This window comes from Clostridium sp. CM039 (genome assembly GCF_055081075.1).
In genome coordinates this window covers 197,072-220,490 of the sequence record NZ_CM143649.1, presented here as the reverse complement: position 1 = coordinate 220,490, position 23,419 = coordinate 197,072, and the positions used below count along the sequence as shown (strand labels likewise).

Here is a 23,419-nt window from a genome sequence, read left to right as displayed (position 1 = left end):
TCTCCTAAAAAATTATAATTTCGAAAGTATCATTATTGATATAATAAGTCCGTATATAGCAATACCTTCTCCAAGGCCAACAAAGATAAGCGTTTTTCCTAGTATCTTAGGATCTTCTGATACCGCACCTAATGCTGAAGAACCAACTGCCCCTACAGCATAGCCTGCGCCAATAGTTGCAAGTCCTGTGGAAAGCCCAGCTGCTAAATACCCAAGTCCAGCAGCCGGGTTCACTGCAACTGTTCCCGCTGCGCGTGCTACGCTTGGAATATTCACGATCAAAGCTCCCATCATAACTGGTATAAATACACCTAAATTTATTTTTAGCGCTTTTTTTACCTTTTTCCTCCCCAAAACATCTATTTTACTTTGAGAAACGACTCCATACGTAATAGTAACTATAACAACACAAAATGTTAACATTAATAAAATAGTCATAATTCTTATTCCTCCTTCTAATATCTAGTGCATTAACTTCCATTAACTTCCATTAACTTTTCACACAGAATACATATTTATATATATGTTACTTAATTTCAATCTGCACAGGTTCAAAAGCAATCCCTGCCCCTTCATAATACTTACTGAATAATTCATAATACTCAAGTCTTAACCCTTGTATAAATACGATTAACCCTTCAAGGCATATAATTATTACATTTCCAATTATTAATATTAGCACTGAAGCAAATCCACTCTTAGTCATAGAAGCCATAGCAGAAAATGCAACAAACAAACCCACATGATTTAATGCAAATGCACCTACTCTTATGAATGAAAGTGTATTAGAAAACATAGATAACAATGTTTCTATTACCTCAAAACCTGATTCTATAAAATAATCCTTAGTTCCAGATTCAAATAATATTTTTTTACCTTTAATAATATTCGCAAGCGGCTCCTTTAGTAATATCAGTAATAAAAAGAAAAGAAAATATATCATCCAAATAGCTTTCGGTAATAATGGCTTTTTATAGATTATAGATACTATTAGTATTAAAGCTCCAATATAGAACATAAAACCTGCTAGTCCTTCTTTTCCAAAAAGTCCACGTTCTATATCTTTCCTTCTTAAACTATTAGTAATCCCTAATATAAAGCCTAAAATTAAGAAACCACATCCAAATATTATAGCTCCAATTAACATATCGTTAATATCTTCCATCGGTCTAATTAGCAATGCATTAATTACTCTTTCAGAACCAAATACACTCCCATATAGAAATCCAAATATTATAGAACTTACCCCCAGGGTTTCAAAAATCCCGCCTATATTACTTCTACCTGACTTACTTTTCAGCATAACTCCTGCTAAAAGCAATACTAATCCTTGTCCTGCATCACCAAACATAGCACCAAACATTAGAGTATAAGTTATTGCCAAAAACCTAGTAGGATCGATTTCATCATAGCTAGGAACACCATACATGAAAAGCAAACTCTCAAATGGTTTAAACAATTTGTTGTTTATAAGCATTGTTGGTGGAGTTATAGCTTTATTAGTTCTCTCATTAGGCTCTTTTTTAATAATCAATATTCTATCATCAAAACTCAAAAGTAACTTATCAATGCTCTCCATAAAACTTTTAGGTATCCAACCAGAAAGATAAAAAAATTCATTTGTGCACGCCGCACTCTTTTTAATTTCTCCAGACTTTTGCTCCAATTCATAACTATTTTCTATATTTTTTATAGTTTTGTAATTTTCCTTTAGAAAATCACTAAGTTCCATTTTAATTTTCGTTGTAGATTCTTGCACTTGATATATTTCCGCACGAACAACCACCGCCACGTCCCTTGGAATGCCTATGTAATGATTAGGCACTAGAATTCTTTCGCAATTTGCCGATTTAAAAATTCTTTCCGTTTCTGTTAGCAAAAGCATTGGAGTAAATGCTATAAATGTAACAAAATCTTTTTCCTTATAGACAGTTTCTATTACTGATGGAATATTTTCATAATTGGCTTTTAGTTTAACCATGTTTTGCTCTGGCACTTTATATAAATCCATTTGGAAATTTTTCATATCAGTAATCTCTTCCATAGGAATAGATACATCATTTAAAAATCCTAAGGCCTCATATGTGTTTTTAAGGTATTGCTCCTTTTGTTTTAAATCCTCAAATTCTTTGTTTAAACCCATATATTTATCATATACTTCCGCTAGCTTATTCTCTATGGTATCAAAATCAAAAATCATCTCTTTAATATATTCGCAACTTATATCAACAGTATTTTGAGCCTTTGCAAGCTTCTCAACATGTTTTAAACTTATATTATATTCTTTATCATATAAGTAAGGTCTTATATAGTTTACATCCATTAAAGCCTCTATATTGCCCTCTGAAGTTTTTAATACAAAATCTGACGAGTTTATTTCTTGCAAAGCACTTACTGGCTGCATGCAGCCTTCTAGTGCTAATAATTTAGTTAATTTATCAAAATCGGACATTTCACCTACTAAATTAACCATATGCATTTTTTCTATAGACACAAAATCACCTCCTGCTTTTTTCTGGGGTAGATAAGCATTTATAATGTGACAGAAACATAATTTATACCTTCATTCATATCCATATCGTATCTTTTTTGTTCTACTATAGATATAATATCTTTTATTTCAATCCTATAAAACGCAAGATAACTCATAGCCATGCTAATATTTGTTTTATTCTCTCTAAGATTTTTTTTGAAATATTTTTTTTGAAATTCACGTTGTCGTTTTTCAATGGAATTAAAATCATCTTTTTCATATATCTTTGCATATGGTGTTTTTTCTATTATATTATAAAATTCTTCCATATTTTTTATATAACAAAGCTTTCTAATATTTTCCTTTGAAAGCTTATACCCATTATATATGGTGTAGTTAAACAGCTCCTCAGAAGGTATATTGTAAAAAATCTTTCCTCTATATATCCATCCTAAATTTAAAAGATCTGCTTCCAATCCTAATATACTGTGTACCACTTCTTTATTCTCATTGTCCAAATGCTTGAGTTCGCGTCGTACAGACATAAAATAAACAAAATCAAGTTCTGTTTCAATTCTAAACAAACCTTTTTCACTGATGCCCCTAGCTAAATTTTTTAGACTTTTATAATATATGCTCCCTTTTAGTCCATCTATTACCTCTTCTGTATTTTTTAAGGCTAATAAATAATCATAATTTATTGTATTTAAAGAACTTCTTGCAATTAGCTTGTTTTCTATTTCGTCGCAACGTAGGCCTAAATATTTGCCTCTAATAATTATTTTTAAATCTTCTATTTCCCATCTTACAAAAAAAACTTTTATAAGCTTCCTGTATTCACCATCAAAATAATTTATAAATTTGCTATAAATACTTGTATAGTATCTATTTAAAATAATCTCTAAATTACCCCTATGTATTTTCTCTAAGTTGTATTCTCCTAAAAGCTCCCCATAGCTCGTATCCTCTTTTAATACTTTAACAGTACTTTTAAAATCTTTACACTTTAGTAATTTCAAATATTGATCTCCGCTTATCATCTTTCCCATCATTGCCTTTACTTTAGAATTAATAGCACTAAACTTAACAATACTTCCCATATATTCCCACCCCTATGATAGCGTTAAATACTTCATCTACTATTTTTAATTTATTGTTTTGATATTTTTTATTAATATTTTTTAATACTTTTTCTTTTTCTTTTCTTATGATTTCAGCTTTAAACTCCGCCTCCATCATCTTTTCATTACTTATAGTATTCTTAATGTTTTTAGATTCTTCTTGAAAGCTAACCTTCATATCCTTTATTATATTTTCAAATTCATCTTGTTTTTCTTTTAACATTTCATCAATGCCCTTCCTATAGCTTTCAGCATCTTTGTCTATACTCATTATTTTATTAGTTATAAATTCCAAAACATCACCCCCAATATTTATAAATAATACTTATTTTTATATTTTCTCATAATTTGGAATGTTGACTATATTCTCATTATATTACCTTTAATGCATAATGTCGAAAGCGATTTTGGGCATAATATAAGCCTTCGATAAGGGATCTGAGCTTTATTACAATATATACCATACAAAGCTAACGCTACCTATGTTTATCTCTTGCCCCCTACATAAAAACCATGACAGTTTCTTAGATAATTTTTCTTTATATTACCTAATGTATGTAGTATACTTATATATTATGGCTAAATACGCTAATGAAGGAGGATATTTATGAAAGATAACATAAAAGAAATTGAAGATAGCATATTAAACTATCTGTATGAAAATAGAACCGCATCCCCACAAAGCATCGCAAAAATAAAACTTGCGCTTAATCTAGGTAATGGTAAAGGTGATATTAGGGTTTTGAAATCTTCTCTTGAATCTTTAATGAAAAAAAGGCTTATAACTAAACAAGCGGTTAGAGGAAATTATAAAATTGAACTTACCGGAATAGAATTTATTGAAGAGAATTTTAAAAAAGAGTTATAAACTCTTTTTTTTATGGAATACAATATAAAAAGCGGCTCAGATAGCATAAAACTATGTATCTAAGCCGCAATATGTCTATTTAATTATGAAACATGTGTAAATTGAATTCATTCGTCGTATTAGCACTACAACATAGTTTTAACTCGGCAGGCACACTATCACCTACCCCCATGTATGTTATTAATTTTAGCATATTTCACCGATATATTCAATATCAATGTGCATAATCTTGTCGAATTGTTTAATCCTACACTCCATGCTTTAAATCTCCCTCGTTCATCTGTATATTGTATCCTTAGTTCATATAAATATACAAATATCCCATATAAACTTTATTAGTTTAACGACATTTCAGCGACCCAGGAGATGATTTAATTACTTTATGTCTATCTTATCTATAAATTTGCTTAAGGTCTTTTCTCCAATACCGCCCACTTTTGTTATCTCTTCTACAGACTTAAATCCTCCATTTTGCTGCCTATATTCGATTATAACATCAGCTTTAGCATCCCCTATTCCTGTAAGAGTCTTTAGTTCTTCTTTGCTAGCAGTGTTTATGTTAATAATAGCGCCCTTTTCAGTGCTACCCGAGTTTGAAGTCGCAGAATCGTTAGAATTGCTCTTTAGAGTAGTATTCAGGGGCGTTTGTGTTTTGTTTACCTCACCCTTTTTACAAATCACAATACAATCTTCATCATTTAGTTTTGCAGAAAGATTTGTCGCATCAAGGTCTGCATCACTAGTTCCCCCACCTGCTAGTTTTATAAGATCGGTAACTCTACTTCCTTTTTTTATATCATAAACACCAGGATCTTTTACAGCACCTTTTATATCCACTTTTATATTACTATCTTCTACTTTTGCATTACTACCTTCTACTTTTGCATTACTACCTTCTACTTTTGCATTACTACCTTCTACTTTTGCATTACTACCTTCTACTTTTGCATTACTACCTTCTACTTTATTTGATCCAGCTGCAATAACGCCCTCTGCATCTTTTTTTTCTGAAGTTTTATCAGTTTCTACAAATATATCCTTATAATCCGAAGCATTAACATTTCCTTTTGGACTTGACAATTTGTAGCCAGCAATTATAAATGCAATACTTATGCATAAAATAACTATAGAACCAATTATTTTCTCTTTATTTTTCATAATATCTCCTCGTTAACCTCCTAGAGCACAGGACACTTGCTAATTATTTTGCCATCCTATATAAAATTATTGACAAGTTTACGTAAATACTATCGCTAAGAAAGATTTTTTTTGATATACTATAAATGTTGAAAAACTTGGAGGTAACCTATGAAAAAATTAATCACAATAGCACTTGCATCATTTTTTTTATTTTTTAATACGGCCCCAACAGTTAAAGCACTATTAAAACCGCCAGTGGTGTCTGCTGATAGTGTGGTTTTAATGGATGCCACTACTGGTAAACTACTTTATGAGAAAAATAAAGATTCTGCTTACCCACCAGCTTCTACCACAAAGATAATGACTATACTTCTCGTCTTAGAAAACTCTAATTTAAACGATGTGGTAACTGTAAGTAAAAACGCAGAGATGACTGATGGTTCAAAAATATATCTCCTTAAAGACGAAAAAGTTTCTGTAAAAGAATTGTTATACGGATTAATATTAGCCTCTGCTAATGACTGTGCCGTAGCTTTAGCAGAACATATAAGTGGTTCCACAGGAAAATTTGCAAAGCTTATGAATGAAAAGGCAGAATCTCTAGGTTGTAAAAACACTAATTTTGTCAATCCAAATGGGCTATATGACGTAAATCATAAAACTTCAGCCTATGATTTATCCCTAATTATGCAAGAGCTAACTAAGCATCCCGAGTACAATATGATTTCAACAACGCCTTCATATAAAATGGCAGCAACAAATAAATCCAAGGAAAACCGTCCTCTTTGGAATGAGAATAGACTAATACAAAAGAATGACCCACACTACTATAAAGGCTGTGAAGGTGGAAAAACAGGATATACTATCCAATCACAGCATTCCTTTATTGCCGTAGCTAGTAGAAATGGTCAAAAGCTTATAGTATCTCTTGTACATGACTCTGAAAAGACATTTTTTCCAGACAGTAAAAAATTATTGGATTATGGCTTTGATAATTTTGAACTCTATAAACAATTTAATAAGAATGATAAAGTATCAAATTTAACTTTAGATGACGGTACGAATGTTCCGCTACTTGCTTCAACTGATCTTTATATTGTTAAATCTAAAAATCCAACTTTAACTCCAACTATTAAAACTGAGGAAAAAAAAATAGGCCTTTCGCCAATTAAGAAAGGTGTTCTAATAAGTAATGCTACAATTACTTATGGTAAAGATTCTTATTCTTTAGATTTGACTAGTGGAATAGATTATGCTAAAAAGCACGTTCAAACCCCTTCACTCTCAACAAACACAATAAATGCACTAAAATATCTTGCACTTGCTTTAGCACTATTGTTATTTGTTATAATATCAAAAAAAAGGAAAATAGGAAAAAGGAGAAACATAATAGAGTATATTCCCAGACACTTTAAATAGTAAAACATAACATATAAAAAAGCACCAAGTATAAACTAGATTAATAGTTTATACTTGGTGCTTTTTTATATGTCACTTTCAGTTTTAAGTTTACTTACCAAATTCGCTATATCATCTGGAAGTTTTGATTTAAGTATAAGCTTCTCACCAGTTCTTGGATGCGGAATAATTAATTTATAAGCGTGAAGTGCCTGCCTATCAATATAGTGGCTTTCGCACTCTCCATAAAGGCTATCTCCATAAAGTGGATGACCGATATGACTTAAATGAACACGAATTTGATGTGTTCTACCAGTTTCCAAAGTTACTTTTAACAAATCACCATTTTCAAAAGAATCAATAACTTCATAATGAGTTATACTTCTTTGTCCATCTGCCCAAACTTCTCTCCTTGCACTTTCTTCATCGGGGTTTCCAATAGGCAAATCAATAGTACCTGTCTTATTTTCCATATTGCCATGTACAACAGCCATATAACTCTTCTCGAAAGTTTTGCTATGCATGTCGCTTTCCTGCATATCTCTTACCTGCAAATCACTGCTATGCATATCTCTAGCTAATGCCATATGTGAAAATTGATTTTTTGCAATTATTATAAGACCTGAAGTATCCCTGTCTAATCTACTTACGAGTCTAACAATGCATTTTTCATCTCTTTCCTTAAAATAATACAAAACTCCATTGGCAAGAGTACCACTGGGATAACCCCGAGTTGGGTGAACTACTATTCCCGGGCTCTTATTTACAACAATAAGGTCTATATCATCATATACCACGTCTATATCCATCTTCTCAGGCTCAATATTTTGATGTTCGTCTTTTTTCATATCAATTTCTATTTTATCCTCTGAATTTATTCTAAGATTCAACTTAGCTACTTGATTGTTTACCCTTATTTTCCCACTAAGCCCTGAGCTTTTTATAAATCTGCCAGATAAATTTTCTGTGTACTTTAAATAATCTCTTATCTTTACGTCAACGATGTTTGCTCCAACTACATATGTTAATTTATCATTACTCAATGGCAATTACTTCCATTTCAACTATTGCATCCTTAAGAAACTTTCCTACCTGAACGCAATCTCTAGCCATTAACTTTGTGCTAATAATATATTTTCCCATTTTTTCTTCCCCTCATAATTAAATAGTATTGGTAAGTTAAATCATCTCCTTGGTGGCTGAAATCTTCTTTGAAAATTATTAATGCATTAATTTATGATCTTTACCTAAGAAAACTATTATATCGAATTTTTCATCACTGGAGGATAAAAATTCAATATTGTCTATTTTAAAATCTTTTTCTAAATCATTTTTCATGTCTTTATTACCATTATATACTAAAATTTTGGTTTTACTAGTAGCTTTACCATTTCCTGTTACCGCTTTATTATAGCCGTTTTCTACAAGATATGTTGAAAAGTCACTAGCGAGTCCTGGTGTTTTAGTCCCATTAATCACCTTTATTTTAAGTTTTGACTTATCAATATTCTGTACCTGGCTGCCCTCTAATTTTGAAATAATCTCTTTATTTTGAGCTTTATTATATACTACATATGATACACCATGTACGCTCTTTAAATCGCCCTTAATGGTATCCATGGAGAGCTTATCACTACCAATGGTTGCAAATATGTATCCATATTTAAGTATATCATTAGCATCCATATTAGTTTCTACAGAACTTTTTATTGCTGATAAAATGCTTGGAATCTTAATTACTGTAATAGGACTTTTTACTTTCTTCATAACTTTAGAAATAAACATATGCTGATTTTCTATTCTTCCTAAGTCACCATTTTCAAAACCACTACCATCGGAATTTTTTCTCCACCTAAAAAATTCCTCAGCTTTTTTACCATCCAAATGAACATTCGTCCCCTTTTCAAAATGAATGCTTAAATCTTGATCAGGATCTTTATAATCCATTTTCCTTGTTATGTCAATATTTACTCCACCAATAGCATCAATTAGTTTATTAAATCCTTTATAGTCAATTTTGCCATAGTAGTCAATTTGAACACCTAATAACTTTTGTACAGCAGCAACTGCATAATCCACGCCACCAATAGCATGGGCAGCATTAATTTTTTGATTTTTACCATTTATCGTAACTAAAGTATCTCTGGGGATAGAAACCAAATTAACTTTTTTATCATTTGCATTATAATGTGCTAATATCATTGTGTCTGTCCTCTTTGGATCGTCAGCATTTGTAGCACCTGGAGTACCCACATCTACGCCCATAACCAGTATATTGCAAGATTTCCCATCTTTCTTAATCTTTTCTATATCATCCTTATTTAATTCCGATGCTAATCCTTTTTGGGTTAAATCTAATGCACTATTATTAAAGCTATTTAAGTAGAAATAAAGATAACCAAAAATTAACACAAGCACTGTCACCACTAAAGTACTGATAACAATTGCAAATCTTTTATAATTTACTATTTTTCTCTTTTTTTTATTATCACTCATACTCTCACCTACTATATTTACTTAATAAATAATTTCTTGCTTCTATTGTATCCGTATGCAATAATCCCTTTTGACCTATAACATATTTTATAGTATTGTCAAAAGATTTTATGACTGCTGCATCTAAATCAATATTACTTAAGCTTCTTAGTTCTTCTACCCCATCAAATTTTCTTAATGGCTCAATATAATCTGCAATATAAATTATTTTCTCTAAAAGGCTCATGCTTTTTCTACCAGTAGTGTGATAACGAATAGCATTTAAAATATCCTCGTCGTAAATCCCCATTACTTCTCTAGCTAGTATACTTCCAACTAATCCGTGCAAAATTGGTGGGTTCTTTAGGTATATTTCATCTAATTGTATTTCATGTTCTATAGCCAGTTTTATAAGCTCCTCATCAGTCTTATTCTTAACACAATCATGTATTAAGCCTGCAATTCGTGCTTTTTCTACATTTTCTCCATAAATAACTGCTAGCGTTACTGCAGTTTCACTAACGTTTAAACTATGTCTTAATCTACTTTCTTTTAAACTTAATTTCAAATAATGGAGCATTTCTTTCTCATTCCACATTTAAATCCCCCTATTTATATAACTGAAGATTATCAATTATTACCTCTACACCCTTAGGAAGAAGATAATCAACATTTCTACCTTTTTTTATACCACCTCTAATGTTCGTTGAAGATATGTCTATAATTGGCATATTAAGAAAAATCACTTTACCATTGAACTTTTGTTCTACATGATTTTTCTGCTTTAACAATTCTTCCACTGTAAATCCTGCTCTACCATAAACCACCAACTTACAACTTTTGAGTATTCTATCTACATTTTTCCAATTATCTAAATCCATTAGGCTGTCTCCACCAATTAAAAAATACCACTCTATATTAGTTTGCGATTCACTAAAAAGTTCAAGTGTTTCATAAGTATAGCTATTCTCTTTTTTATTAATTTCATAATCGCTTATTTCAAAGTGGCTTTCGTGCTCTATTGCCTTTTTAACTAAATCATATCTAATTTGAGCATCTGTTATTTTTTTATTAATTTTATTCGGTGGATTCCCTGCTGGCATAAATAAAATCTTGTCTAAATGTAAATTGTATAATGCTTCATAGGCAATATGAACATGCCCTATGTGAATTGGATCAAAGGTTCCTCCAAAAATAGCCTTTTTCACTGTAACACCTTCTTTATAGTATAATAAGGTACCTTCTGTAAAATAATAACACATTTTCTAATTTATATAAAGGAAAAAGCATGTAAAATTACATGCTTTTATGGTAATTCAATTTTAGGCTTTTTTAATGACCTTTTGTACAATACGCATTTACTACCAATACTTTGTATTCCTTCAGCATTTATAGCCGTGCAAATTATATCTGATGCTTCTCTAGCAGTTATTCCACTATTGTTTAAAATTTTAATTTTAACAAGCTCTCTAGATTCTAATATGTCTTCTATCTGTTTTAAAAAATTTTCTTCTATTCCAGCTTTTCCAACCTGAAATACAGGTTGTAATGGATTTGCAAGAGTTCTCAAATAACTTCTTTGTTTACTTGTAATCATAATATCCTCCTAGTTACATTCTTATAAGATAAGAATTATCGCTCATTATCTTTTATAATAAGAATTCAAATTCAAACTTTTGTAGTCTTACTAAATCACCGTCTTGAATTCCTTTTGCAACTAATGCGTCAAATACTCCCTTATTCTTTAACACTTTGTGGAAATATTTAAGAGAATCCGGTTCATTTATATTAACAGCACTTAACAATCTTTCAACAAAACTTCCTTCAACAACAAAAGTTCCTTCTTCATCAACCTCAACAGTGTAGGTGAATCTCTTTTCTTCTATTATGAATTTATCTTCATCATTTATTATTAGTTCCGTAACTGGGATAGTAGTTAACATTCTAGCCGCTTCTTTCATAAGTGCATCCACACCTTGATTTGTAGCTGCAGATATTTTAAATATCTTACTATCATCATATCCCAGTTCATTTAATTTCTTCTTAAAGTTTTCAAATACTTCATCATCAAACAGCAAATCACTCTTATTAGCGGCTATTATCTGAGGTCTATCCCATAACTTAACGCTGTATTTTCTAAGTTCTTCATTTATTTTTACAAAGTCTTCTACAGCATCTCTACCTTCAATTCCTGAAATGTCAACCACATGAATAAGCATTCTAGTTCTTTCAATATGTCTTAAAAAACCTATTCCAAGACCTACTCCTTCAGCTGCACCTTCAATTATTCCTGGTATATCAGCAATAACAAAATTCTGTGCACCCTTAACACTTACTACTCCTAAATTCGGTTTTAAAGTTGTAAAGTGATAATTAGCAATTTTAGGTCTTGCTTTTGATACTACTGAAAGCAATGTTGACTTGCCTACATTTGGAAAACCTAATAATCCAACATCAGCTAAGCTCTTAAGTTCAAGCTTAATCCATCTTTCTTCTCCTGGCATTCCTGGTTCAGCAAAGTTTGGCGCTTGCCTTGTAGGTGTACAAAATTTAACATTACCTTTTCCGCCTTGTCCAGCTTTGCAAACTCTATAACTATCACCATCATGAGCTAAATCATACATTATTTTTTCTGTTTCCATGTCACGCACAATAGTCCCCATTGGAACTTTAACATACAGATCCTCTCCAGCTTTTCCATAACACTTAGAACCAGAACCGTTTACTCCATTTTTTGCTACGAATTTTCTTGCATATGAAAAATCTAATAGGGTAGTCATACTAGGATCAACTACTAATATTACGTCTCCACCGTCTCCACCGTCTCCACCATCTGGTCCACCCAGTGGTATATATTTCTCTGTTCTAAACGAAACGGCTCCACTGCCACCATTTCCTGATTTAACAAAAATCCTGGCTGTATCAATAAACATATATTTCACCTTACCTTAGCTCATTTTCTATTTTGTTTAATTTTAATTTATTAGCCCAGCGCCGCAGGTGATAACATCACTTATGGTACTGAATATTAATCTATAAGCTATATTATTATCAAAAACACATTTATAAATTCTTAAATCATCTATTTCTGTTTCTATTTGTTGCCATTCATCCATCCAACTCATTTCGTCAGACATAGCTTCATTATTAGTAATCAGTAAACTTTCACCTAATTCATCTTCGAATATATAAATATATACAAATTTCTGATTAGTAACTTCTAGTTCCATAAATATAGTGTTAAGTAAATCGCCTTTTTTATTATATCCAATTTCAAAAATTTTACTTTTAAAATTGCTAATTTCGATGTTTATTTCTACTTTTACTTCATTTTGCCATAGTTTTTTAATATTATTCTCAAGGCATAGTGAAAATCCATTATCTTGTAATCTATAAATTTCACTGATAATTTCATTTTCCTTGGATAACCTATCTATGTATTTCAAAGCATCTTTCGGTCGCCTCGTTTGCAAATATCCAGATATAACTTGCAGATCATTCATAAAATCATGTCTTTGTTTTCTAATTAAGTTTATAAAACTTTCTAAATCACTCATTACTATCCTCCAAAAGAGAATTTTAAAAAAGCACCCTTTAAGGGTGCCTTAAATTATTCAGCAATACACGTTTCTACATCAACAGGATAAACACTTGCTTTTTTCTTCATTTTGCCCATTCTTTCGAATTTTACAACTCCATCAATTTTAGCAAAAAGAGTGTCATCTCCACCTATTCCAACATTGTTTCCTGGATGGATTTTTGTTCCTCTTTGTCTTACTAAAATATTGCCTGAAAGAACAAATTGTCCATCTGCACGTTTAGTCCCAAGTCTCTTAGATTCACTATCTCTACCGTTTCTTGAGCTACCTACTCCTTTTTTATGAGCAAATAACTGAAGGTTCATAACTAACATTGTACTACACCTCCTCTGTTTCTACTTTTATATATTCACCATAAGTAATTTCTATACTTTTAAGTCCAAGTATCATTGTTTCAAGTAAAACTTGACATCTTTCGATATCTTTTAGGGTTTGATCTTTTAAATCTAAATTCAAAAATCCATCCTCTATATCATACTTCACCTTAATTTTTAGAACTTTCTCAATCCCAATAATTGTAGTTTGAGAAATTGCTGAAATAGCAGCACAAATTAAATCTACATCTAATTCTGCTTCTTTAGGCTGAGCATGACCTTTTATTTTAAAAGAAACTATTTTACCTTTTCTTCGAACAAATTCAACTTTAACCATAACTAAGCTTCTATCTTCTCGATTTGAATTTTAGTATATGCTTGTCTGTGTCCTTGTTTCTTTCTGTAATCTAACTTTCTCTTAAATTTGAAAACTATAATTTTCTTAGCTTTTCCTTGTGCTAATACTTTAGCAACAACTTTAGCTCCTTCTACTACAGGTTTTCCAACTATTAAGCCTTCTTCCTTGCCTACTGCAAGAATTTCATTTAATTCAATGGTTGTTTCAACTTCAGCATCCAATTTTTCAACGAATAAAACGTCTCCTTCTTGAACTCTATATTGCTTTCCACCAGTAACTAAAACTGCGTACATAAAATACACCTCCTTGATCCAGTCTCGCCATCCCAGGTACATACCTTTATGTAAAATAAGCAAGTATGTTTATAACCTTACGTGTGCGGTCTACAAATGACATTCTAACATATATCCAAATGTTTGTAAAGTGTATTTACCCATATATCTTCTGTGTTTGCAAATTTCTTATTTGATTTGCGAAAATTAGCGATTCTACTTTGAATTTTTCTAAATGGGGAATAAAATTCACATAAATTTTATTATCTAACGCTCCTATTTGACGTGCAAATTCTAAAACATCCTCCATAATATCCTTTTTGTAAATTCCGTCAATTTCAATATATATATCTTTAATGCCCTGTTCCTTATGTATCTTAAAAATTTCATTTTTAATTAAAAATTGAATATAGGCTAGCTTAACCCTGCTACTCTTCCCACCGCAATGCTTGCAAGGTTCCTCAATAAACTCGTATATAGACTTTCCGCGCCTCCGTCTTGCAATTTGAACCAAATTTAGCTCAGTAAATGGATAAATTACAGTCTTGTTTTTATCATCCGCAAATCCTGCTTCTAAAACGTCTAATATAATTTTTCTCACTTCTAAATCCTCAATATCAATAAAATCTATTATAATGATTCCGCTTAGATTTCGAAGTCTAATTTGTCTTGCAATTTCTGTCGCCGCCTCAATATTGGTGCTTTGTGCAGTTTTTCGAAGTGATCGACTCTTTGTATTCTTCCCAGAATTAATATCAATTACATACATTGCCTCAGTTTTATCAATTACAATATTTCCTCCACATTTTAGTGGAATCCTATGATTGCGAAGACTGAGTATTTCTTTTTCTATTCCGTAATAATCCAGTAACATTCTGCTTTCACTATGAAATTCAACTTTTACATTGATGTCCGATCGTTTTTCTGTAAATTTCTTCGTATACTGAAAATCACTTTCATTATTCAATACTATTTTAAAAGTGTTTTTATCTAAAATATCACGTAGAGTTCTGTTTAAAGCTCCAGCATCACTAAATAGCAAAATAGGATTTCTTGAATACTTCGCTCTGTTTATAACGGCCTTATATATTTCATATAATTCACGAACTTCATCGTTTAGGGTATCAATGTCTACATCAAAGGCATTAGTCCTAATCATTACCCCTATATCCTCTGGCTTGTTAAGTTGATTTGCCACCATAGTTTCAAAAGTTCTATTATTTATTTTTTTAGAAAAGCTTATGTCTTTATTCATATTTACAAGCACGCAGTAAATACCTGCAATGCCGAAAGCACTAGTAACTTTAGCTCCCTTTTTATCGATCTCTTCTTTTAAGACTTCAACTATAATCTCATCGCCTTTTTTTATCTTGGTATTCTTAAACTTTTCATCAAGATACATATAGCAGTCTTTGCCCTTCCCAATATCTATAAAAGCACATTTAATTGCTGGAACAATATTTTTTACGACTCCCTGATATATTTCTCCTGGAATAGGGCCACTATCCTCTTCTTCTATGAAGCATTCCTTTAATTTGTTATTTTCCTTTATAGCTATTCTTAAAAATTCTTCTTGCCTTTCAATATATATTTCTTTCACTTTAATCCACTCCTATTTTACTAATTTTTGAAAAGCTCGCTAAGAGTGACTAATTTATCATCTTTATATGCATACATTTCTTCCCGCTCTATATCAACAAAAGCTTCTTTATTAATAGACTCTATATTTTCCTTCAAATAGTCTGCTAATAACCGAGCTGATAAATTAGCACGACTTCCACAAGCAATAAGTGCTGAAATACAAATTACTGAGCTATCTACTTCATATTCAAATTTATGCACTAATGGTTTTATATTAATCATTTTTTCTCCGCTTTTACTCATCTTAACGATGTTCCATTCGCCTGCACTACAAATACTCTGCAATGTTTTTAGTGCATCCTCTCCACCCGTGCATTTTAGTTTAATTGTATATTTAGCAACATCAATAATCGCCATAGCTTGAGCTTTCTTTTTTCCCTCAACTGGAATAACTTTTACCACATCTAAAATTTCAATTCCACGTGGCGTATTTTCATTCATTTTATCCATAATATATTTTTCTTCTAACTCACTGTTTAACACTACATCCATGTATTCCCCCTCAGAATGTACCCCTACAGACAATGGTTGTGCAATAGATACCGCCATGTGAGGATTAAAGCCTTTTGAATATTCTATTGGAAGAACTGACCTTTTAATAATTTTTTGGAGGGTTCTCATTAAATCTAAATGAGCAACAAATTTAATTTCACTGCCTTTAGTATACTTAATTAAATAACGCACCGTTGAAACACGTCCCTTCTTTAAAATTAACATTAACGCCGCATTCCGTGCAGCCTAACATGCAATTTTGAGTTAATTCTACTTTTTTTGCTTTTTCATTTTCGAGTATTAGATACTCTTTATTAACACCAATATCTATAAAATCCCAAGGAAGTATTTCATCATAACTTCTTTCGCGATAAGCATAAAATTCTCCTAAAACGCCACATTCATCCATTGCTTCTTTCCATATTTCAAAATTAAAATACTCAGACCAACCATCAAATTTCGCACCCTTTTCAAATGCCTTAATTATAACATCACAAATTCTTCTGTCTCCTCTAGCAATTACCGCTTCTAGAAACGAAACTACAGATTCATGATAATTATAAATAACCGCCTTACTTGTTATAGCATACTTAACTGCTTTTATTTTTTCAACTACCGCATCCATTGTTGCTTGCGGCGCCCATTGGAATGGAGTAAATGGTTTTGGTACAAATATAGCGGAACTTGAAGTAACCCTTAATCCTCTTTTTCGTGTTTCCTTAGGGATTTTAAAGTATTCTGCTACAACTTTATCCGAAAGCTCTGCAATGCCTCGTACATCATCCATAGTTTCATAAGGAAGCCCAACCATGAAATAAAGCTTTATAGTTGACCACCCTGAAGCAAAAACGCTGCTGGCAGCTTCTAATATTTGTTCCTCTGTAACTCCCTTATTTATAATGTCGCGCATTCTTTGGGTTCCAGCTTCCGGTGCAAAAGTTATACCAGTTTTTTTAACCTTTTGTATTTCCTTAATTAAATCTACAGAGAAAGAATTTATCCTAATTGAAGGCAGAGATACACTCACGTGGTCTTCCTTATGTTTTTCAATTAGCGTCGTTATAAGGTTTCGTATATCTGAATAATCACATATGCTTAAAGAACTTAAAGATATTTCTCTATACCCTGTGCTCTTTAATAATTTATCTGCAGCATCGATAATGTTAGCTGTACTCTTTTCTCTAACTGGTCTATATATCATGCCCGCTTGGCAAAATCTACATCCATTAGTGCATCCCCTAAATGTCTCGAGTATTACCCTATCATGTACTATTTCAGTATACGGAACTACGATTTTATCTGGAAAAGCAACTTCATTAAGATCTGTTACGAATCTTTTCTTAACGATTTTAGGAACATCATCATATTTAGGCTTAAATTCCTTGATAGTGTTATCTTCATTATAGGACACCTCATATAAGGAAGGCACATATATTCCTCTTATCTTAGATATTTCTCTTAGGAATTCTTTTTTACGACCTTTGTACTTTTTGTAAATATCTAACACATCATTCATTATTTCTTCGCCTTCGCCAATCTCAAAGAAATCCACTATATCGTGAAGAGGTTCAGGATTATAAGCACATGGTCCCCCAGCCATAACTATGGGTTCATCTTCACCTCTCTCTGAAGCTCTTATAGTAATACCCGACATATCTAACATGTTGAGTATATTAGTGTAGCTCATCTCATATTGCAGAGTAAACCCTAAAATATCAAATTCCTTTAAAGAATCTTTGCTCTCAAGAGCATACAAAGAAATATTATTTTCTCTCATTTGTTTTTCCATATCTGGCCAAGGAGCAAACGCTCTTTCGCAATAAGTGTCGCTTCTTTCGTTTAATACATGATAAAGTATTCTACTACCTAAATGTGACATTCCCACTTCATACACATCAGGAAAGCAAAAAGCAAATCTTATATCAATTTTTTCTAAATCTTTATAACAACAATTAAGTTCTCCACCTATGTATCTAGCAGGCTTTTCGACCTTAAATAAGATATCATCTGAAATTTTATTCATAGAAATCACTCCTCGTTTTTTCTCTAGGCTAGATAATAGTTATCCTTTGTATCTGCCATAGACACATTACATTATTTTATTCTAACACATGAGCGTTAAATCTCAAAATGAAAAATATCTTAAAGTAAAACACCCAACCTTTAATAGGCTTTGTTTTACTTTAAGATATCTTATTATACATTATTTTTTAATTTTTTAATGTCAATGTACTCACTTAGGCTTATATTACCATAGGCTTTTATTGCCTCAATTATTTCTTCTTCATACAACGTATCTAGCAATGTCATATTTTCATCTAGTATTGTAAACAAATTGTACTTATTCTTATCAATTATTCCTAGTACCGATAATAAATTTTTTTCACAAAAAACAGATATACTTTTATTCTCTACATATCCTCTCTTTATAAATCTATGTTTCTTCCTAATAATATAACCCATAATCAAATATACTATCCTTTCCTTTTCTTTAATCGAAGATATTAAAATAAATATAGAAATTAAGCCTAAATTAAAGTTGCTTTTATTTGCTGCTACACTTACAAAATATATAAACATGAAAATACTTCCAAGAATCATACTAACCCTAATAGAAATTTCATTTGCCCTTCTATATATAGTCTTAATATTAAGTATATCCCTAAGCACCCTTCCTCCATCCAGTGGAAAGGCTGGTATAAGATTAAAAATGCCTAAAGCTAAATTGCTTTTATAAATTAAATGCAAATAAGGTCTATTAAATAATATAAATAAAATATAAAAAATAACTGCTAATAATAAGTTTAATAAGGGACCCGATAAAGAAATTATTAAATCCTCTTTAGCACTTGCTTCATCTAAATCTTTCACCTTAAGTACGGCTCCTACAGGAAGAATTTCGATATCAAAGCCTGAAAATCCTAAAATTCTAGCAGTTAAATAATGCATCATCTCATGGATGAATACAAAAGCAAAAGCTATTACTAATTCTCCTTTAAATCCTAATATTATTAACAAAATAATATACGGTATAAATAACTTACTTATTCTTATCAATTAATCCCCCAAAGCAATTGCTGAACTGTCATTAAATCATCTCCTGCGGAGCTGCAATATTAACGACTTCAGAAGGAGATCTATATTCCCACTAAAGTTTCTTTTTTGCTATAGTATGGACCTCCTACTTATAGAAGCGGCCGGCTTCCCTTCTGAACTGTCATTAAACCATCAAAAATTAATATCTTTACTATTTATTCCATCCCCACTTGAAATTTTGCTTTTAACCTTCTCTATGAAATTCACTGTAACAGATTCTACATCTTTAAATTTAACGCCCTTCGCTTTATCTATTAATGTACCATAATCATACTCTTTGTTTATTGCTTGCTTAGAATAATTATAAACATATTGAGTTTTAGGTGTAACTACTACTTTTAAGCATAATACAAAAATAAACAATACTAGTACACCAATCAATTCCCTGGTTAATCTTTTTATATAAAAATTAGGCATTCCACTTTGTTTGTTATTTTCACTATGAAAACTATTTGCGCTTCTATGCCTTTTTGCCAAATTATTATAATAGCTTTGATACTGCGTATTATAATTACCCATTTTATCCCCCTCTAACAATCTTTTACTATTTATATATATTTAATTTCTACCATTTATATTACATATTATAAGAAAAAAGTATATATTATATCATCTTAAACAAAATAAGCACTGCAAACTATGCAGCGCTTACTCGATTATGTTGTTCTATTTACGATTTTTTAAACTTCTCATTAAAACTTCAGCTGTACCTAAATTTGTGGCAAGTGGAACACAATGTACATCACATAATCTAAGAAGTGCTGAAATATCTGGTTCATGAGGTTGAGGGGTTAGTGGATCCCTTAAAAAAATTATCATATCCAATTCTTCTTGTGCAAGCTTTGCACCTATTTGCTGGTCACCGCCAAGTGGTCCTGATAAAAACCTAGTAACATCAAGTCCCACTTGTTCACTTATTAATTTTCCTGTTGTCCCTGTTCCGTATAAATCATGTTTTTCTAAAACATCCTTGTACCTTGTTGCAAAGTCAATCATATCAGCCTTTTTTTTATCATGGGCTACTAGTGCTATTCTCATATCTATTCCCCCTCATGATTTATTGAATATTATCAAAAATTTATTTTTTTCCTTCTCATACCTACATTAAGCACTAATCCTAATGATATAAAAGTTGTTAAAAGTGAGCTCCCACCATAACTCATAAATGGTAGAGTTATTCCTGTAATAGGCATAAGTCCCATTGTCATTCCCATATTTTGCATTATTGAAAATAATAAATTCGAAATAAATCCCACACACAACACAGTGCCAAAAATATCTTTCGATTCTTTTGCAATTTTTACTAACCTGCATATAAGTAGTCCATATAATAATAATAATACTAATGCACCAATAAGTCCCCATTCTTCTGCTAAGACGGCAAAAATAAAATCCGTCTGATTTTCTGGAACAGAGCTAAACTGCACTCCTTTTCCAAACCCTCTTCCTAGTATTCCTCCCGAGCCTATAGCGAGTCTTGCTTGAATAAGCTGATGACCATACCCTTGTGCAAATTGCTCAGGATGCAAGAATGAAGTGAGTCTTCCTTTCCAATAAGTTTTCATAATTGGAGAATTCCATACACCTACAACTATAAGCAATATTGAAGTCATTCCTCCAATTATCACTTTGTAATTTAGTCCAATACAATAAAATATCCCTAGTACTATAAAAAAGCTTACCATAGTCATTCCCATATCCGGTTGAATAATAATTAATAACATTGGCACTGCCACATAAAATGCTAACTCCAACAAATTTTTAGGATCATTAATTCGCCCTTCCATTTCATCTAATTTCTTAGCCAGCATTATTATCATGCCAATCTTAGCAAATTCTGAAGGTTGCAGGGTGCCTATGCCTATATTTATCCAAGATCTTGCACCATTTACAACAGTTCCAAAAACATCACCATATATTAACAATGCAACGCCTGCCCAATATATTATAACGGCATAATTTTCTATTAACATATAATCAAAGACCAAAAGAACATACATCACAGCAATACTTACTATCAACCATATAATTTGCATTTTAACTAACTTAGTTCCATAATTCTTCACTGTAGCACTATAAATATTTATGCATCCAAAAATCACAATAGAAATTGCTACTATAATCACACTATAATCCAATTCTCTTAACAGTTTTTTATTAAGTCTTAGGTTTTGTAAAATTTTCATGGTTTAACCTACCTCCATCTCAAATATGATTATATCATATTAATAAAAAAAAGCTATGCATAAGTTGTTAATTATACAAAGCCTTTGCTAACTTATCTCTTTATTTTTTTAATAGGTATATTTGCAATTAGTGCTGGTGAATTTCCTTCATATTCTTCCGTTGTTGTTAATCTAACCTCAATTTCCCCCGTTTCTATTTCGGCGTATTTTGAAATTACCTTTAGTATGTCGGCCTTAATCATTTCTAGAAAATTAGGTGAAAAGTCCGCTCTATCATGTATTAAAATCAGCTTTAATCTATCACTTGCAATATCCTTTGAAAAAATTTTATTAGAAAACATTTTAAATAAATTCATTAATGCCCTACCCCCTATATCCCTTTAAATATTCTTTTTAGAGAAGCAAAGAATCCTGTCCCACTACATGATGATCCATCTAGTGAAGCATATGATACTTCCTCTCCCATTATTCGCCTTGCTATGTTTTTAAAAGCTAGACCCGCCAAAGACTTTTCATCAAGAACGATTGGTTCCCCTTTGTTTGTTGAAATAGTAACCTTCCTATCATCTGGAACGACGCCTATTAATTTAATGGCCAAACATTCTATAATATCATCTACAGATAACATATCCCCATTTTTTGTCATTTCATAGTTCATTCTGTTTATTATAACCTCATGTCTATCTATACCCTTAGAATCTAATTTTCCTATTACCCTATCTGCATCTCTAACTGAAGTAAGTTCAGGATTAACCACTATAATAGCTCTATCAGCTCCTACTATAGCATTTTCAAAGCCTTGCTCAATACCTGCAGGACAGTCTATAATAACGTAATCAAAGTTTTCTTTTAATTCCTTTACTACTAAAAGCATATCCTTTATATCAATGTCATTCTTGTCTCTTGTTTGAGCTGTTGGTAACAAATATAAATTGTTAAACCTTTTATCTTTTATTAGGGCTTGCTTTAACCTGCATTTTTTTTCAATAACATCTACTAATGTAAATACTACTCTATTCTCAAGTCCCATTAAAACATCTAGGTTTCGAAGTCCTGTATCTCCATCAATAACTACTACTTTTTTGTCCATAGATGCGATAGCTGTTCCAATATTTGCTGTGGTAGTTGTCTTACCTACCCCACCCTTACCCGAAGTTATAACTATAGATTCTCCCATGTGCATTACCTCCATTATATATATTTATTTGCTAAATACGGTTCCACAATGATATTGCCATTTTTAATTTTTGCCACCTCCGGATATAGAGGCTTTACTTCATCCTCAGGGGACCTCGTTACTATGCTTCCTATCTGAAGTATTTGAGGTTGCAACTTAACTGCCGCAATTATAGCTTTTTCATTACCATTAGTACCCGCATGTACAACCCCTCTTAAAGTACCAATAACAATTATATTTCCTGCCGCATATATTTCAGCTCCTGGGTTAACATCACCAACTATAACTACATTACCAGGATAATTTATACTTTGTCCGCTTCTTATAGTTTTCCTCAAAAACTTAGTTTTCCCCTCATAAATTCCAGTAAACACTTTTCCTACGGAATCTTCTTGCTCCTGAAAAATACAATCACTAATTAAAAATTCATCAAATAATATTTCCTTTAATTTTATACTTTCCCTTTCATTTATGTATTTAAGTTCAGTAGTAATTTTCAAAGTGCTACCTTTGTAAAATTTCCTCCCTTGTGATAGCTTATCAATTAAAGACTCTAGCATGTCATCAAAATCACTGAAATGATTCATATTTATAACTACATTTAATCCCTCTTTATTTCCCTTAATGATTATTTTATCTGTAACCATAATTTTAACCTCCTAGTTCTCATCTGGTGTACGTAACTTTTAAATAAATAATCGTTTTGCTCCATAATTGAACTTAAGCTATTATTTCAACATATTAACAGTAAATTCCTGCTTAATTTCAATATAAATATATTTTTTTATTTTTTCACCATGCTTTTACAA

27 protein-coding genes are annotated in these 23,419 nt (G+C 31.4%); 2 read left to right on the top strand and 25 right to left on the bottom strand.

Annotated elements, in window-relative coordinates:
• Positions 1-12 precede the first annotated feature (12 nt).
• From ACWJJ2_RS00955 to ACWJJ2_RS00940, 4 genes are all read right to left on the bottom strand, one after another.
• Positions 13-438, bottom strand: coding sequence for an ATP synthase subunit C (locus ACWJJ2_RS00955; protein WP_216301785.1), 426 nt, complete (start codon positions 436-438; stop codon positions 13-15).
• 88 nt (positions 439-526) lie between these two features.
• A complete protein-coding gene (locus ACWJJ2_RS00950) occupies positions 527-2,494 on the bottom strand; it encodes a V-type ATP synthase subunit I (protein WP_220285962.1) in 1,968 nt (655 codons plus the stop codon).
• Between the two features lie 38 nt (positions 2,495-2,532).
• A complete protein-coding gene (locus ACWJJ2_RS00945; RefSeq protein ID WP_462953733.1) occupies positions 2,533-3,573 on the bottom strand; it encodes a V-type ATPase subunit in 1,041 nt (346 codons plus the stop codon).
• Entirely contained in the window at positions 3,557-3,889 is a 333-nt protein-coding gene (locus tag ACWJJ2_RS00940; RefSeq protein WP_216301782.1) for a hypothetical protein, read from the bottom strand. The genes ACWJJ2_RS00945 and ACWJJ2_RS00940 overlap by 17 nt, the downstream gene beginning before the upstream one ends.
• Before the next feature lie 312 nt (positions 3,890-4,201).
• Between ACWJJ2_RS00940 and ACWJJ2_RS00935 the strand changes: the two genes are divergently transcribed.
• Entirely contained in the window at positions 4,202-4,462 is a 261-nt protein-coding gene (locus tag ACWJJ2_RS00935; RefSeq protein WP_220285963.1) for a hypothetical protein, read from the top strand.
• Between the two features lie 375 nt (positions 4,463-4,837).
• Here ACWJJ2_RS00935 and ACWJJ2_RS00930 read toward each other — a convergent pair whose 3' ends face one another.
• Positions 4,838-5,620 carry a helix-hairpin-helix domain-containing protein gene (locus tag ACWJJ2_RS00930; RefSeq protein ID WP_462953732.1) on the bottom strand — a complete coding sequence of 261 codons (783 nt, stop codon included), beginning with the start codon at positions 5,618-5,620 and terminating at the stop codon, positions 4,838-4,840.
• Between the two features lie 150 nt (positions 5,621-5,770).
• Here ACWJJ2_RS00930 and ACWJJ2_RS00925 point away from each other — a divergent pair, with 150 nt between their 5' ends.
• The gene (locus ACWJJ2_RS00925) at positions 5,771-7,021 is read left to right on the top strand and encodes a D-alanyl-D-alanine carboxypeptidase family protein (protein WP_220285965.1); all 1,251 of its coding nucleotides are present in this window, start codon (positions 5,771-5,773) and stop codon (positions 7,019-7,021) included.
• A gap of 65 nt (positions 7,022-7,086) precedes the next feature.
• On the opposite strand, the gene ACWJJ2_RS00920 is transcribed toward ACWJJ2_RS00925, so the two are convergent.
• From ACWJJ2_RS00920 to minC, 20 genes are all read right to left on the bottom strand, one after another.
• The gene (locus tag ACWJJ2_RS00920; RefSeq protein WP_165413707.1) at positions 7,087-8,043 is read right to left on the bottom strand and encodes an RluA family pseudouridine synthase; all 957 of its coding nucleotides are present in this window, start codon (positions 8,041-8,043) and stop codon (positions 7,087-7,089) included.
• A gap of 178 nt (positions 8,044-8,221) precedes the next feature.
• A complete protein-coding gene (locus ACWJJ2_RS00915) occupies positions 8,222-9,496 on the bottom strand; it encodes an LCP family protein (RefSeq protein WP_462953731.1) in 1,275 nt (424 codons plus the stop codon).
• A 4-nt stretch (positions 9,497-9,500) separates the two neighbouring features.
• A complete protein-coding gene (yqeK, locus tag ACWJJ2_RS00910) occupies positions 9,501-10,073 on the bottom strand; it encodes a bis(5'-nucleosyl)-tetraphosphatase (symmetrical) YqeK (RefSeq protein ID WP_165412896.1) in 573 nt (190 codons plus the stop codon).
• 10 nt (positions 10,074-10,083) lie between these two features.
• Positions 10,084-10,737: a nicotinate-nucleotide adenylyltransferase gene (gene nadD, locus ACWJJ2_RS00905; protein WP_216301778.1), complete on the bottom strand. Its 654-nt coding sequence runs from the start codon at positions 10,735-10,737 to the stop codon at positions 10,084-10,086.
• Between the two features lie 44 nt (positions 10,738-10,781).
• Entirely contained in the window at positions 10,782-11,072 is a 291-nt protein-coding gene (locus ACWJJ2_RS00900; protein WP_165412894.1) for a YhbY family RNA-binding protein, read from the bottom strand.
• A gap of 52 nt (positions 11,073-11,124) precedes the next feature.
• Positions 11,125-12,408, bottom strand: a complete 1,284-nt coding sequence (gene obgE, locus ACWJJ2_RS00895; RefSeq protein ID WP_165412893.1) for a GTPase ObgE — start codon at positions 12,406-12,408, stop codon at positions 11,125-11,127.
• 42 nt (positions 12,409-12,450) lie between these two features.
• Positions 12,451-13,032: a Spo0B domain-containing protein gene (locus tag ACWJJ2_RS00890; protein ID WP_216301777.1), complete on the bottom strand. Its 582-nt coding sequence runs from the start codon at positions 13,030-13,032 to the stop codon at positions 12,451-12,453.
• 53 nt (positions 13,033-13,085) lie between these two features.
• Positions 13,086-13,388, bottom strand: a complete 303-nt coding sequence (rpmA, locus tag ACWJJ2_RS00885; protein WP_165412891.1) for a 50S ribosomal protein L27 — start codon at positions 13,386-13,388, stop codon at positions 13,086-13,088.
• A 4-nt stretch (positions 13,389-13,392) separates the two neighbouring features.
• The gene (locus tag ACWJJ2_RS00880; RefSeq protein ID WP_216301776.1) at positions 13,393-13,725 is read right to left on the bottom strand and encodes a ribosomal-processing cysteine protease Prp; all 333 of its coding nucleotides are present in this window, start codon (positions 13,723-13,725) and stop codon (positions 13,393-13,395) included.
• Between the two features lie 2 nt (positions 13,726-13,727).
• Complete coding sequence (gene rplU, locus ACWJJ2_RS00875) at positions 13,728-14,039, bottom strand: 50S ribosomal protein L21 (protein WP_165412889.1); 312 nt, start codon at positions 14,037-14,039, stop codon at positions 13,728-13,730.
• A 136-nt stretch (positions 14,040-14,175) separates the two neighbouring features.
• On the bottom strand, positions 14,176-15,618 hold the full coding sequence (locus ACWJJ2_RS00870; protein ID WP_220285966.1) for an Rne/Rng family ribonuclease: 1,443 nt from the start codon (positions 15,616-15,618) through the stop codon (positions 14,176-14,178).
• Between the two features lie 20 nt (positions 15,619-15,638).
• Positions 15,639-16,376 carry a TIGR03936 family radical SAM-associated protein gene (locus ACWJJ2_RS00865; RefSeq protein ID WP_462953730.1) on the bottom strand — a complete coding sequence of 246 codons (738 nt, stop codon included), beginning with the start codon at positions 16,374-16,376 and terminating at the stop codon, positions 15,639-15,641.
• On the bottom strand, positions 16,327-18,174 hold the full coding sequence (locus ACWJJ2_RS00860; RefSeq protein WP_165412886.1) for a TIGR03960 family B12-binding radical SAM protein: 1,848 nt from the start codon (positions 18,172-18,174) through the stop codon (positions 16,327-16,329). The genes ACWJJ2_RS00865 and ACWJJ2_RS00860 overlap by 50 nt, the downstream gene beginning before the upstream one ends.
• Before the next feature lie 173 nt (positions 18,175-18,347).
• Positions 18,348-19,208: a M50 family metallopeptidase gene (locus tag ACWJJ2_RS00855; RefSeq protein WP_220285967.1), complete on the bottom strand. Its 861-nt coding sequence runs from the start codon at positions 19,206-19,208 to the stop codon at positions 18,348-18,350.
• A 171-nt stretch (positions 19,209-19,379) separates the two neighbouring features.
• A complete protein-coding gene (locus tag ACWJJ2_RS00850; RefSeq protein WP_220285968.1) occupies positions 19,380-19,766 on the bottom strand; it encodes a hypothetical protein in 387 nt (128 codons plus the stop codon).
• A 147-nt stretch (positions 19,767-19,913) separates the two neighbouring features.
• A complete protein-coding gene (locus ACWJJ2_RS00845) occupies positions 19,914-20,285 on the bottom strand; it encodes a methylglyoxal synthase (RefSeq protein ID WP_165412883.1) in 372 nt (123 codons plus the stop codon).
• A 32-nt stretch (positions 20,286-20,317) separates the two neighbouring features.
• Positions 20,318-21,427 carry a rod shape-determining protein RodA gene (gene rodA / locus ACWJJ2_RS00840; RefSeq protein ID WP_369811907.1) on the bottom strand — a complete coding sequence of 370 codons (1,110 nt, stop codon included), beginning with the start codon at positions 21,425-21,427 and terminating at the stop codon, positions 20,318-20,320.
• 98 nt (positions 21,428-21,525) lie between these two features.
• Complete coding sequence (gene minE / locus ACWJJ2_RS00835; protein WP_165412881.1) at positions 21,526-21,789, bottom strand: cell division topological specificity factor MinE; 264 nt, start codon at positions 21,787-21,789, stop codon at positions 21,526-21,528.
• Positions 21,790-21,803: 14 nt separating this feature from the next.
• Positions 21,804-22,610: a septum site-determining protein MinD gene (gene minD / locus ACWJJ2_RS00830; RefSeq protein WP_165412880.1), complete on the bottom strand. Its 807-nt coding sequence runs from the start codon at positions 22,608-22,610 to the stop codon at positions 21,804-21,806.
• 14 nt (positions 22,611-22,624) lie between these two features.
• On the bottom strand, positions 22,625-23,257 hold the full coding sequence (gene minC / locus ACWJJ2_RS00825) for a septum site-determining protein MinC (RefSeq protein WP_216301769.1): 633 nt from the start codon (positions 23,255-23,257) through the stop codon (positions 22,625-22,627).
• Positions 23,258-23,419 lie beyond the last annotated feature (162 nt).